The sequence below is a fragment of the Brachyspira murdochii DSM 12563 genome, from assembly GCF_000092845.1.
Classification (GTDB): Bacteria; Spirochaetota; Brachyspiria; order Brachyspirales; family Brachyspiraceae; genus Brachyspira; species Brachyspira murdochii.
Genome location: NC_014150.1, coordinates 130,737 through 144,115 on the forward strand (window position 1 = coordinate 130,737; position 13,379 = coordinate 144,115).

The window sequence follows — 13,379 nt, forward strand, 5'->3', positions numbered from 1 at the left end:
ATCCTAATTTTATAGTTATTTTAATAAACATTTAAAATATAAAAACGTCAAATTCATTATCGGCTTATTTTAATTTTTCAATATCACTTATATTTAGCTTTGTAATTCTAAGTTCATCAAATATGTTATTGTAGTAAAGCAAATAATAATAAGGGTATTGTGCCGCTATTAATCTAACATTTCCGCTGCTTGTACCCAAAACTGATAAATCTATTATTCTTCCATCAATAAACAAATATTTATTTCCATCTTCTTTTGTATATAAAACCATTATTTGTGATGCATAATCTAATGAACAGTCTAATGATATTATATCTGCATCTTCTGAGACTATAGTAAAATTAGTAAATGTACCATCATAAAATCTCGTATAATTTATATTTCTATTATTATCCTTTGAAAGATATACTATATGAAATCTGTTATGCTCTTCATGTTTTACAGAATAAATTGAAGCATTAGTTACTATAGCCCTGTTATCAAAAAATCTAAATGATGTATTTGTTTTTCTTGAACCATAAAATATATTTCCAGTATCATATTCATGCATATAAAGTGCATATCCGTCTTTTTCAGCAGCAGGGTAAACATTATCGATTATTCTATTTGTGTAAACAAAATCTGAAAAGAAATTATCTCTGTAGAATCTTGATACTGATAAAGTTCCTCTATTATCAACAAAAAATAAAGTAGGGTAGTTGAATGCTGACATAACTAGTTTTAAATCAAGAATTTTTCTATTTTGCCTCAAATCCATAAAATAATTGTTAAATGTTCCTGAGTTATCATTAGCATATAATATTTTATTTGCTTTATTATATGAAACATGTATATGGCTGTTATTTGTAGCAATACTTATTAAATTTCCTAATTCTCTATTATTATCTAGTATAGTTCTTGAAAAATTACCTTCTTTTCCAGTAACATATACAGCAGTATTTAGCAGGTTATCATAATAGGCAAAATGAACATTATTATAACCGTCTGCAAATAATTCACTGATGTATGGTTCTTCTCTTAAAGCAGCAATAGACCAAGTAGAAAGCGATTCGAAACTGCTCATTCTTATATAATGCCCTGTAATAGGAGGTGCATCTTTTTTTATTTCTCTCTGATATTGTGCACTCAAAACAGCATATAAAAAAATTAAAAGTGCAGCAATTAATATACTACTTCTTTTTAGATTTTTTACCATCTTCTATTTTACTTACAGATTCAACTCCTTCTTCTTTAGGTCTTATAAATCTGCATTTTATAACATTGCCTTTTTCATCAAGAACTGCTTTTATATGGGAGTAGTAAAATATACAATGTTCAATATAGGCGTTATCATCAACAATAGAGCCGTAAAGATAACTAACACCTTTAATAAGTACATTAGAACCTATATTTACAGGGTGATTATCACTTCCAGTAACATTAACTCCTCTCTCTAATGTGGTATTTTTTCCTATATACACATTTCCTTTTATCTGATTGCCGGAATATATTTTTACATTATCATCTAATATAAGCCTCTGATTATCTAAACATGATAAAAGAGCATTATCTCCTATATAGGCATTTTCTCCAAGATGCACATTTCCTTCTATTTTTGCACCATGCGATATAGTAACACCATAATTAAGTGTAACATTCTTTCCTATATAAGCACCCTTTCCTATATATATATCAAGAGGTTTTTCATCTTTATCTCTTTCAAGTATCTGTTCTACTACAGTATCATCTATAAAGAAATCCTCTCCATCATATATAGTGATTATATTTTTTAATTTATTATATACATTGGATCTTGCAATAGATTCCATTTCTTTAAGAACAGTTTTATCATTAAAACCCAATACAACTCTGCTGTCTTTAGGCATATATGTAGAAATAGATAAATTATTATTAACAAACATCTCTATCAAATCTGTAAGATAAAGTTCATTTTGAGCATTGTTAGCCTCTAATTTTTGTATGAGCTCTTCTAAAGGCTTCATTTTAAAGCCGTATATTCCAGCTACATATTCATTAAAATTGTCCAACAGTTCATCTTTTTCATAAGAAAACTTTTCATCTTTGTATATTTTATAGAGCTTTTCATCATCTTTCATTGCAAGCACATCTTTATACTCTATAACGCCTATAACATTTCCTTGAGAGCCTTGTCTATACTTACTTTTTTTACCGTCATATGTTAATCCTCTGCTTCTTAATATTCTTCCATAATAGTTGCTTCCTTTAGGTCCGTCATACATAGCAGTCATAACTATCATATCAGTTTTAGACTTTAAAAACTCTTCATGAAATTCTTTCATAGTATCAGAATCTATAAGTCCCATATCAGCATATATAACATAACAGTATTTTATATTTTTTAAATCACTTTTTTCAAGACCAACCTTAACGGCATGACCTGTACCTCTTTGTTCTTCCTGATAAGCAAAATTAGTATTAGTTTGCTTTCCAACAGCATTAGCTACATCTAGTGCCTTTATACCTACTACTATGGTAATATTACTTTTAGGCATACCATTTCTAACAGCAAGTCTAACTCTTTCTATACTAGGCACACCCCATATGGTATGAAGCATTTTAGATGTTGAGCTTCTTATTCTTTTACCATGTCCGGCTGCTAATATTATCACTAAAGTATCATTTTTAGAAAACTTTGATGATAGCGAAGAGAGAGCATTTTCTATTTCTACTGCATTTTTTTCCATATAGCAACTCCTAATTTTTCTTATCATTTGCTTTTTGTTTATTTGTATATATTTGTTCAAATACAGGTTTTTTAACATTTAAAGGAAGAGGATTAGATATTTTTTTATCATTTACTATACTTGCTTTATTATCCAGCTGCTCTTTAGCCTTCATAATATCTTCCAAACTATTTTTTTTATAATCATTTGGAAGAAAAGTATTTTTACTATCTAACTCCAATTTATCTTTATTCTTATCCTGATTAAAACTTTCATCTTCTTTCAGCCATTTTCTTAATACTTTAACTACAGATTCACATAACTTATCAAGTTTTTGTTTAGCCCTCACATTACCACCCAAATTAGAATCTTCTTTAATGATAAGTCTATATAGCTGCATAGCCTTTATTATATTTTTCTTTTCAAAATTATAATAATCAGCAACTTTTTCTATACCTCCGAAATAGGAGGCAGTAAGATAACATCTGTAAGCACCTTCTATATCTTTTTGATTAAAAAGCTCGTTTCCCTTTCTTACTAAAGCACTTCTTGTAGAATCTTTTATTTCCATATTCTACATTATATACCTATAATAGAAAACTGCAAGTATTAATTTCATAAATATATTATGTTAAATTAACTTTATTTAAAATAAGACACTATTAATAATAATTGCTAAATAGCTTTTCTACTTAACTCCTGTTTCATCTCTCTTATAATGCTAAGACCTAAAGGAATAGAGAGTAAAAATGTTAGTAAATCTGCAAAAGGCTGTGCTATTTCTATACCAGTAAGCCCAAATATTTTTGGAAATACATACATAATAGGTATAAAGAATATTCCTTGTTTCGCTACTGCCAATATAGAAGCTCTTATTGTTTTTCTAGTTGTCTGAAGCATCATACTTGATAATGTTATAAATCCCCATAAAGGAAGACTCAATGCCTGATAATGTAATGCTCTGTATGCTACTTCAAGTAATGCCTCATCTTTATCATTAAACATATGTACAATTTGTGCTGAATTCATAAATATAAATATAGATAATAAAATAAGTACAAAAGTTGATATTTTAACACAAAAATAAAATGCCTTTATAACCCGCTCATATTTTTTAGCCCCATAATTGAATCCGCATACTGGCTGAAAACCTTGTCCAAAACCTATAATAGCTGAATTAGCAAACATAGCAACTCTATTAACTATAGACATAGCAGCTATTGCAGCATCTCCGAACGGAGCAGAAGCTATATTCAAAAAAGCAGTGGAAAAACTTGATATACTCTGTCTGCAAAGACTTGGAAGCCCTCCGACAACTATAGCCTTGTATTTTTGAAGGCTAGGGGAGAAGTCTTTTAATTTTATAGGCAAAGTTCCCCATACATTAGTACCAACTAAAAGTATACAGAATCCTGCAAACTGGCTTATTATAGTGCCTATAGCAGCACCTTTTACTCCCATAGAAAAATGAAATATTAAAATAGGATCTAATATTATATTTAAAACAGCCCCTGTTACTAAACCTATCATAGCAAATACAGCATTACCCTGAAGTCTTAATTGATTATTAAGAACTAAAGATGCTGTCATATACGGAGCACCCATAAGTATATATCTCATATAGCTTATAGAATATGGTAGTATAGTTTCTGTTGAACCTAAAATAGTTGCTAACGGCTTTATAAAAATTGTACCAATTATAAATATTATAAATCCTACTATCATTGCAGACAAAAAACCAGTTGCTGCCATTTTTGATGCTTCCTCTGTTTCTTTCGCCCCAAGTTTAATAGATATATAGTTTCCAGAACCATGACCGAAGAAAAATCCTATAGCCTGTATTATTGCCATCATAGAAAACACTATTCCAACCGCTGCTGTAGACTGCGTATTTATTTTACTTACAAAGAAAGTATCTGCCATATTATAAAACGATGTAGTTAGCATGCTAATAATAGTAGGTATGCCTAATTTTATAACTAGAGTTTCAATATTTGATTCTGTTAATTCTTTGTATTTTTTATTTTGTCTTTCTGTTTCTTTTAATTCATGTTCATCATTTGACTTCATACTATCACCTTAAATAATATTAATAGTATATAACTTTTTTTCATAACTTCAATATGATTTTTTTGTTTGACTTTTTTAATTTTTCTAGTACGATATAAGTAAACATAATTGTTAGGATAAAATATATGAATAATGTAGAAAATTTTATAAAAAAATTAGAAAACAAAAATGAATATACTTTTACATTAGAAATATCGCCTCAGGCTAAATATGATTTAGGCTATGTAGAAGAAAAAATAAATAATTCAAATATATCAGATTATATAGATTCATTTGTTGTAACAGATTCACCTTTTGCTAATTTAAAAATTTCTTCAATACTTGCAGCCTTACAATTAAAGCAAAGATTAAATAATAACAAACCTTTTATAACCACTCAAACTATGAGAGATAAAAACTCAATAGCATTGCAAAATGATTTGATAGGTGCTAATTATTTTGATTTGAGAATGATACTTGCAGTTACTGGAGATGCTGTTGCAAATGGGAATCAAAAACAGGCAAAAGCTGTATTTGAAGGAAATTCTAATTTATTAATAAACATTATAAAAAATTTAAATAAGGGTAAAAGTTTAGGAGAGTTTGTTTTTAAAGAACCATTAAAACATATATATCCATTTTGTGTTATTAACAGTTATGCAAAAAATAATGACAGTTTAAAAGTGAGGCTTGCTAAAAAAGCAAACTCTGGAGTTAAGGCAATATTTACTCAGCCAATATACGAAATTGAAAGATTAGAGCTTTTATTAAAATGGATAGATGAACTACCATTAAAAGAAAAGCCTATGTTAATACCGGGTTTTTTCCCCGTATTAACATATAAAACAGCATATTTCATATATTATAAACTTCCGGGAGCTTATATACCTGAAGATTGGCTTAATAAACTAAAAGAGGCAAGCGATAAATCACCAGAAGAAGAAAAAAAAGTTGCATATGAATTATCAGCAAATCTTTTTAACAGTATGATTAAAAAACATAAAAAAATGCATATAATGAGCATGAATAATTATGATTTTGTTGTTAGTTTATTAAAAAGTATTTAACTTTATGTATTTTTTGTATTTATAATATTGACTTTTTATTTTACATACTCTACAATAAAAATATGATTAATTTTAATTTTTCTAATACATTAGTGTTATTCACACAGCACAGCACAGCACAGCTAATCTAAAAAACATACCTTATAATTCATATAAAAAAAATTTATACTCAATAATATTAAAAGTATATTTAAAATATCTAATAAATAAATTTCAAAAAAACATAGAAAAAAATTGTCTATACAAATGTATACAAAAATACAATAGTTCATCATTTATATATCTAATTAATATGTATACTTATCATTGCTATCATAATATTATTAATAAAATAATAAATACAATAAAAGGAGAAAATATTATGAAAAAAAATATTATTATGGGCTTATTAGTCATAGGTTTAATATCATCTTATATCTATGCAGCCCCAGCCCAAAAACTTATACTTGTGTCTGGTACATATACAACATCTGGTATGCCAAACTCTCATATTTACATATCTAATACCGGTGCCGGATTAGGAAATAGTGCTGAGATTACATTATATGATAATGATGTAAATTATGAGGTATATACAGGCCGTATAAGAATAGACTCTAATGGACGAAGTTATATACGATGGAGTGATAGGGCTGAAGAAGATGTTGTTATAGTTTCAAGTACAAAATTTGGTATTGGATTGAATACTTGGGAATTAAAACAATATTAATAATTTTTTAATATTAGCAGGTATATTCCTTATCATAAAAAGTATACCTGCTTTATAACAAATATAACTATGAAATCAATAATCAATAAATTAATATTATTTTTTTTAATTACATTATCTTTATATTCTCAATCCATACCTGATTGGGCTTTAAATCCTGGAGTTAAATATAATGATAATAAATATTTATCAGCTATTGGAGAGGGTAAAACTTTAAAAGATGCTCAAATTAATGCTTATGAAAATTTATCTAAAGTTTTTTCAACTTCAATAAAATTGGATATCAATTCTATAGACAGATATAATCAATTAGAAAATAATGTATATAATAATTCTTTTTATGAAGAAAATACTCAGCTTAAATCCTATAATGAATTATTTGGAGTAGAGTTTAGAGAAGCACATTATTCTAAAAATGAAGATTTATACAGAGTTATTGCTGTAATGGAAAAAAAGAAAACTATCAAAATACTAAAAACAAAAATTAAAGACAATGAAGCAGCAATAAAAATATATCTTGATAATAATTCAGATGATCTTATAGAAAAATATTCAGTAACAGATATGGCTTTAATATTAGCAAAAAAAGATCAGATATATTATGAGCAGTTAGTGTATCTGGGGGAGGATAATATAGAGCTTAAGTATAAAGTTCAAACTATATCGGCACTTAGAGATTCTATATTAAAACAAATGACATTTAATTTTATGACAGAATATAATAATTCTGCATTGACTCAAAATATAGAAAAAATAATTTCAAAGTCAGGATTTAAATTAAATAAATCTAACCCTAGCTATCAATTTAAAATAAGAATAGATACTGATGATATAAGAGAAATTCCAGATTTTGCTGGAGGAGGAGTAATGATATATTATCAGTTTCAAATAGATTTATTAAATAAAAATGATGATTTAATCTATACATTCAATTTTGATGAAAATAGTACAGGTAAAGAATATGGAAATACTGAAAGTGAAGCTAAAAAATATATCTTAAACAATGCTGCAAAAATAGTAAATGAACAATTTGAAAGTAAATTTTTAGAATTTTTCAATCAATATATAAAAAATTAAACTAGGAGAAAAAAAATGAAAACAAAATTATTTATTATGATGTTAATATCATCTATTTTATTTAGTTGTGCCGCAACAGGTGTAACTACAATAGAAGATATGGGAAGTTCGATAGGAGTTAAACAGCCGGAATGGATGCAGTATATCACTTCTGTATCAAAGATGGATGCATTATATCCTAAAAAAGTACCATTTACTTATAATGAAACAGGTACAGATTTAAATTATTTAAAAAGAAAAATTAATTCTACTACTTTATCAGCTGAATATTCAAGAACATTAACCCAAGCAGTGCTGCAATCTGCAAGTGAAGAATCTGGTCAAGATTTTACAGAACATGAACAAAGTATACAGCAGGCATCAGCAAGTACTTTTAGTGGTTTTAAAAAAGAAGGAGAATGGTGGCAGTTAAAAAGATACCCAAATGGAGATGAAAAATATACTTATTATGTATTATATTTAGTAGATGAAGATAATTTCAATAGATCCTTATCTAGTGTTATAAAAAAATCTTCAGGAACTATAGGTGAAGAAATAGCACAAAAGCTAGAAAAAAATATTGAAAATGTAAAAAACATATATATGAATGCTCAGCAATAAAATTGGAGATAGCTATGAAAAAAATTATTTTTGTATTATTAATATTATATATACCTTTACTAGCACAGAATGAAAACATATCATTATTCCCTTTTACAGGTGATATTTCAGAAAAACAAGGAAAGGTTTTTATGAATGAAATTGCTTCAAAACTAAATAGAAGAGGATATAAATTTGTTTATAGAAGTAAAGATTTAGGCGAGGCTATTAAAAGAGAGCAGGGACTTGATAATATAAAAGACAGAGAATATGCTGATATAGCTACAAAATTAAATTTAGCAGGATATGTATTAGCAGGCAGTATAATAGAATCTGGGGCAGGATATGCTATAAATGTTAGAATTATAGATTTAACTACTTCTCAATATAAAGCTACTGCTAATGAATATTTGCCGTCTTTAAATTTGGGTAATCAGGAAACTGCTGCTGCTATTGAAAATATAGTAAGGGATATAGATAGTAAAATTAGCGGTAAAAAAATACCAACTGTACAGGAAGAACAAAGACAAAAAGATTTACAAAATGAACAATTAACAGATTATCAAATAAATAGTTATAAAAACGGATATAACAATGCCAATATAGCAAAATGGATAGGAAGAGGCTCTTGGATAACAGGAATTGTTTTAACATCTATTCCATTTATTATAGATGCATCTTGGGGTAATAATTTTGGGTATTTCTTAGTATCTAAGCCAGCAGCAAAAATACCTGCTACAGTAAATGTTGGAAATGGTGTTACATATCAAGATTATAGCGGTTTCTATCCTGAATCAGATTTAATTGCTATGAGAGCAGTATTTGGAATAGGGATAGGATTGTTTGTAGGCGGAGTTATAACTGATATAGTTGCATCTACTATGCAAAATTCTTATAAAAAGAAACTTGAAGAAAGAGGTATATATTATAGTTTTAACCCTATTATTACACCAAACTATAATAATACTGTAAACTATGGTATTGAATTTGCCATGGCATATAGATTTAAATAGAATATATAAAATAATAATAAACAGGACTAAATTTATTTAAATTGATACATTATAACTAAATGGGGTATTTTATTATTTAGTTTAAAATACCCTATGTTATTTAATTAGCAAAATAATAAGAATCCTCGCAAAATGAAACTATAGCACAAGTACTAAGCTCAGGATCCATCATATAGCTTTCTGTAAGAGTAACTTTAAACTCTTCAGGCTTTAATTTATCAAAAATTATTCTGTTACCGTACATATTCGTAAGAGCTTTATATCCAAAAGAGTATCTGCATCCTACATGATCTCTTTTTCCATTATTTTTTAAATTAAGTAAATTATCCATATGAGTTTGAAGTATATCAACATAGTTCTCTATAATATGTGTACCTATTGCATTATAAAAATAATAATCTTTATAATCATCATTATCATAAAGCCCTTTTAAAAATCCTGCAAACTTCTCTCCAAGACTTACAAGAGTAAAACCTATAGTGTCTTCATCTTTATCAAAAAAATCTACTATAGAGTTATAAGGTTCTTTCTCCATACGCTCTAAAGGTATCTCTATTTTTTCATCTTTTAATTGATTAGTATTAAAATCAACATCATATATATATAATTTATCATTTTCTGTAGTAGTTTTATAAAATCCGTAAATCATTACAGGCTTTATTAAATTATTTTCTATTATATTATTTTTCATCTCTTCGTATTTAGGCTCAACTTTAGTTTTTATCATCTCATTATATTTTTCAATGTCCTGATTTTTAGCAGAATATCCAAAACCTGCTCTAAAAAGCCTAACTTTATTAATCATATCAAAAGCTTTTTTTTCTGTCTCTTTATTAAACTCAAAAACTTTCCTTCCATAGAAAGGAGGTTTATTTATATAATGTTGATGATTTTTATGATTTATTTCTGGCATAATTCTTCCTTATTGTTGTTATGTCACCCGTAAGGGTGCCTACTCGGTCGCCTCAGCCTATAAAGAGCTAGCGAGTAAACTCACTAGCTGGCTTCGGCTCACTTTATTTATTGTTATTATACTATAAGCATGCTTGATTGCTAGTACACTTACTAACTATACTTAACTTTTAGTATTACTAATCAAATATTAATTATTAAATCAATAAACTAACGATAATAAAAAATTATTTTTCTTTATCTCTGTCAGCTATTATTTCTTTTATTGCTAATATATCATCAAATCCGTCTTTACAGTAAAATATTTTAGCAGTATCTCCATAAACTTTTTTGCAAGTGTTTTCAACAAAATCTTTAGTTAAAGCAGCTCCTCCAAGCAAAATTGGTATTTTTAATCCTTTATCTCTAATGTATGCAAGATTATCTTTCATAACTTCAGTAGATTTTACCAAAAGCCCAGACATACCTATGCAGTCTGCATTATGTTCCTGATACGCTTCTATAAATTTTTCTATAGGAACTTTAGTGCCAAGATTAACAGTTTCAAATCCATTATTTTTTATGATTATTTCAACTAGGTTTTTACCTACATCATGCACATCTCCTGCTACAGTACCAAGTATTATTTTAGCTGTTTTCTCCTGTTTCTTTTTTTCTAAAAACTCAGATAAAAAGTCAACACTTTTTTTCATAACTTCCGCAGAACCTAAAACAAAAGGAAGCTGTATAGTACCTTCTCCGAATTTTACTCCAATATCAGCCATAGTAGGAAGAAGTATTTCATCTATTATAGCCTGAGCAAATAATTTTTCGCCTCCAAACTCTTCGCTGTTTTCTTTTACCTCATTAAGTAATACCTGCATATCTTTCCACTCGCCGTCAAGCATAGCATCTCTTATGGCTTCTCTTATAGGCTTTTTTATATTTCCTTCAGGGTTTAATTCTTTCTTTTCTTTTTTGTCAGAGAAATGATTTATATAATTTATAAGAGGCTCTTTAGTAATGTTTTTATTGTATATTAACTCTTTTGCTAATTCTATTTCTTTTTCATCTATTTTTGACAATGGAAGTATTTGAGCTACATTAACAATAGCAGTAGTAAGTCCATGATTAATAGCTTCATATAAAAATACAGAGTTCATTATTTTTCTAGCTTCTTCTTTAAGCCCGAAAGATATATTTGATACCCCCAAACTTATAGAGCTTTCCGGATATCTTATTGAAAGTTCTTTTATAGCATTAAGTGTTTCTACTCCGGCTAAAAAACTGTTCTCATCGCCGCTTGCAAGTGTAAATGTAAGAGGATCAAATATTATATCATGAGGAAGTATTTTATGAACATTGACAGCACGCTCATACATTCTTTCAGACATTCTTAATTTATCTTCGCAAGTTAATGCCATAGCTTTTTCATCTATTGTAAGAAGCATAATAGAAGCTCCGTATTTTTTGGCAAGAGAACATATTGCATCAAATTTTTCTTCTCCCTGCTCCATATTAGCCGAGTTTATTATGGGTTTTCCTCCATATACTTTTAAAGCTGCTTCTATAACATTAGGTTTTATAGCATCAATAACTAATGGCAGAGAAATTTGTTTAACATAAGCTGAAATAATTTTAGTAATATCTTCTATTTCATCACGTCCAGCCCACGCAGCATTAACATCTATAGCATGGCTTCCAGCTTTTACCTGCTTTATTCCTATATCAAGCATGCCGTCCATATCGCCTGCGATCATAAGCTCTCTGAATATTTTACTTCCTGTAGCATTGCTTCTCTCTCCTATCATTAAAGGAGCAGGTTCTTGTTTTATACTTACAGAATTAAACAAACTTGCTATATAAGGTCTTGGTTTTTCTAAGGCAGGTTTTTTGGGTTTCACTCCTTTTACTTTTTCGGCTAATGCTTCTATATGCAAAGGAGTTGTACCGCAGCAGCCCCCTATGAATGCAAGCCCGTTCAAATTAAAAAACTCACTGTTAATATCTGCGAATTCTTCAGGTGTCATACTATAATATGCTTTTCCCTCTCTGTTTTCTGGAAGTCCTGCATTGCTGTGTATTGATATTGGTAAACATGATATTTCAGAAAGTTTTTTTATATGACGCATTGCCATGTCTGGACCTGTTCCGCAGTTCATACCTATAGAAAATATATCCAAATTTGAAAGTATTGTATATGCTGTTTCTATATCAGTACCCAAAAGCATAGTGCCTTCTTTTTCTATTGTTACAGAAACCATTATTGGTATTTCTTTACTTAGATTTTTTGCTGTGTCATTAACTGCCAATATAGCTGCTTTTAATTGCAGTACATCTTGTGCTGTTTCAAGAAGTATAATATCAACTCCTCCGTCTATCAATCCTCTTGCAGCTTCAGTGTAGCCATTATACATTTCATCAAAGCTAATTTGTCCAAGACTAGGTAGTTTTACTCCCGGACCTAAACTGCCTGCAATAAAAATATCTCTGTTCAAATCTCCTTTAGAACTAGGATTTTTTAAATATTCTTCTCTAGCTTCATTTGCTATTAATGCAGCTTTTTTAGCTAATTCATAAGTTTTATCTGCAATATCATATTCGCTTAATACCCAAGGTATAGACCCAAAACTATTAGTCTTTGTGATGTTAGCATTTGCATTTAAATAATCTATATGTATTTCTTTCATTATATAGGGTGCTGTCATATTTAATATTTCATTGCAGCCTTCTACATTATTGCCGTTTATAATCCAATATTCTTTTTTTATATCTTTTTTTTGAAGTTCTGTACCAGTGGCTCCATCTATTATCAAATACTGTTCTTTTATAAGTTGCCTTAATTTTTCTTTTATATTTTTCATTATTATTTATACTCCAATCATATTTTTTACACTACATAAAAACATTCTAATATAAAAATACAAATATAACAAGTTTGTATTTTTATAATTATGTTTAGGAGTGTAAGTTTTTTATATTTTTTTGTATAAAAAACATATATTTAATTTATTTAAATGCTATTTAATAAAATTAGTTGTAAACTTTTTAATTATATATAATATGATGTTTTATATATAAATAATAAATAAAAAATTAGTATTTTTCTTATTTGTATCAACAATAAATTATCAAAGACTTAATCACAAAAATAAAATGATAAAAATGAATACAATATAATATTAATTAATTTAGTTTTAAAAAAGTATATTAATAGTTTTTATGAATTATATATTGACAATATTGATATAAATTTATATAATGTATTTACATTAATCATTTTTTATCTGAAATATATTTTAATAAATAT

At 27.8% G+C, this 13,379-nt stretch carries 11 protein-coding genes; 5 read left to right on the top strand and 6 right to left on the bottom strand.

The window, feature by feature from the left end; all coding sequences use genetic code 11:
- Positions 1 to 64: 64 nt before the first annotated feature.
- From BMUR_RS00560 to BMUR_RS00575, 4 genes are all read right to left on the bottom strand, one after another.
- Positions 65 to 1,195 (bottom strand): hypothetical protein, encoded by a 1,131-nt coding sequence (locus BMUR_RS00560; RefSeq protein WP_013112648.1) that lies wholly within the window; start codon positions 1,193 to 1,195, stop codon positions 65 to 67.
- Positions 1,170 to 2,705 carry an NTP transferase domain-containing protein gene (locus tag BMUR_RS00565; RefSeq protein WP_013112649.1) on the bottom strand — a complete coding sequence of 512 codons (1,536 nt, stop codon included), beginning with the start codon at positions 2,703 to 2,705 and terminating at the stop codon, positions 1,170 to 1,172. Before BMUR_RS00565 ends, BMUR_RS00560 begins: the two co-directional genes overlap by 26 nt.
- A 10-nt stretch (positions 2,706 to 2,715) precedes the next feature.
- Positions 2,716 to 3,255: a hypothetical protein gene (locus BMUR_RS00570; RefSeq protein ID WP_013112650.1), complete on the bottom strand. Its 540-nt coding sequence runs from the start codon at positions 3,253 to 3,255 to the stop codon at positions 2,716 to 2,718.
- A gap of 104 nt (positions 3,256 to 3,359) precedes the next feature.
- Positions 3,360 to 4,754, bottom strand: coding sequence for an MATE family efflux transporter (locus tag BMUR_RS00575; RefSeq protein ID WP_013112651.1), 1,395 nt, complete (start codon positions 4,752 to 4,754; stop codon positions 3,360 to 3,362).
- Between the two features lie 125 nt (positions 4,755 to 4,879).
- On the opposite strand from BMUR_RS00575, the gene BMUR_RS00580 reads away from it, so the two are divergent.
- The 5 genes from BMUR_RS00580 to BMUR_RS00600 all read left to right on the top strand — a co-directional run bounded on the left by BMUR_RS00580 (position 4,880) and on the right by BMUR_RS00600 (position 9,178).
- Positions 4,880 to 5,800, top strand: coding sequence for a methylenetetrahydrofolate reductase (locus BMUR_RS00580; RefSeq protein ID WP_013112652.1), 921 nt, complete (start codon positions 4,880 to 4,882; stop codon positions 5,798 to 5,800).
- A 361-nt stretch (positions 5,801 to 6,161) separates the two neighbouring features.
- Positions 6,162 to 6,509, top strand: a complete 348-nt coding sequence (locus tag BMUR_RS00585; protein WP_013112653.1) for a hypothetical protein — start codon at positions 6,162 to 6,164, stop codon at positions 6,507 to 6,509.
- 69 nt (positions 6,510 to 6,578) lie between these two features.
- The gene (locus BMUR_RS00590; RefSeq protein WP_013112654.1) at positions 6,579 to 7,586 is read left to right on the top strand and encodes an LPP20 family lipoprotein; all 1,008 of its coding nucleotides are present in this window, start codon (positions 6,579 to 6,581) and stop codon (positions 7,584 to 7,586) included.
- A gap of 15 nt (positions 7,587 to 7,601) precedes the next feature.
- Positions 7,602 to 8,186, top strand: a complete 585-nt coding sequence (locus BMUR_RS00595) for a hypothetical protein (RefSeq protein ID WP_013112655.1) — start codon at positions 7,602 to 7,604, stop codon at positions 8,184 to 8,186.
- A gap of 14 nt (positions 8,187 to 8,200) precedes the next feature.
- Positions 8,201 to 9,178: a FlgO family outer membrane protein gene (locus tag BMUR_RS00600; RefSeq protein ID WP_013112656.1), complete on the top strand. Its 978-nt coding sequence runs from the start codon at positions 8,201 to 8,203 to the stop codon at positions 9,176 to 9,178.
- A 100-nt stretch (positions 9,179 to 9,278) separates the two neighbouring features.
- Here the strand turns inward: BMUR_RS00600 and BMUR_RS00605 are convergent, their stop codons facing one another.
- On the bottom strand, positions 9,279 to 10,091 hold the full coding sequence (locus BMUR_RS00605) for a vitamin B12 dependent-methionine synthase activation domain-containing protein (RefSeq protein WP_041749960.1): 813 nt from the start codon (positions 10,089 to 10,091) through the stop codon (positions 9,279 to 9,281).
- Positions 10,092 to 10,317: 226 nt separating this feature from the next.
- On the bottom strand, positions 10,318 to 12,933 hold the full coding sequence (locus tag BMUR_RS00610) for a homocysteine S-methyltransferase family protein (protein ID WP_041749961.1): 2,616 nt from the start codon (positions 12,931 to 12,933) through the stop codon (positions 10,318 to 10,320).
- Positions 12,934 to 13,379: the final 446 nt, after the last annotated feature.

Coding starts and splice junctions, on each gene's coding strand:
- BMUR_RS00585 (WP_013112653.1), top strand. CDS start 6,162: ATGAAAAAAAATATTATTATGGGCTTATTAGTCATAGGTTTAATATCA.
- BMUR_RS00565 (WP_013112649.1), bottom strand. CDS start 2,705: ATGGAAAAAAATGCAGTAGAAATAGAAAATGCTCTCTCTTCGCTATCA.
- BMUR_RS00575 (WP_013112651.1), bottom strand. CDS start 4,754: ATGAAGTCAAATGATGAACATGAATTAAAAGAAACAGAAAGACAAAAT.
- BMUR_RS00595 (WP_013112655.1), top strand. CDS start 7,602: ATGAAAACAAAATTATTTATTATGATGTTAATATCATCTATTTTATTT.
- BMUR_RS00605 (WP_041749960.1), bottom strand. CDS start 10,091: ATGCCAGAAATAAATCATAAAAATCATCAACATTATATAAATAAACCT.
- BMUR_RS00610 (WP_041749961.1), bottom strand. CDS start 12,933: ATGAAAAATATAAAAGAAAAATTAAGGCAACTTATAAAAGAACAGTAT.
- BMUR_RS00570 (WP_013112650.1), bottom strand. CDS start 3,255: ATGGAAATAAAAGATTCTACAAGAAGTGCTTTAGTAAGAAAGGGAAAC.
- BMUR_RS00580 (WP_013112652.1), top strand. CDS start 4,880: ATGAATAATGTAGAAAATTTTATAAAAAAATTAGAAAACAAAAATGAA.
- BMUR_RS00600 (WP_013112656.1), top strand. CDS start 8,201: ATGAAAAAAATTATTTTTGTATTATTAATATTATATATACCTTTACTA.
- BMUR_RS00560 (WP_013112648.1), bottom strand. CDS start 1,195: ATGGTAAAAAATCTAAAAAGAAGTAGTATATTAATTGCTGCACTTTTA.
- BMUR_RS00590 (WP_013112654.1), top strand. CDS start 6,579: ATGAAATCAATAATCAATAAATTAATATTATTTTTTTTAATTACATTA.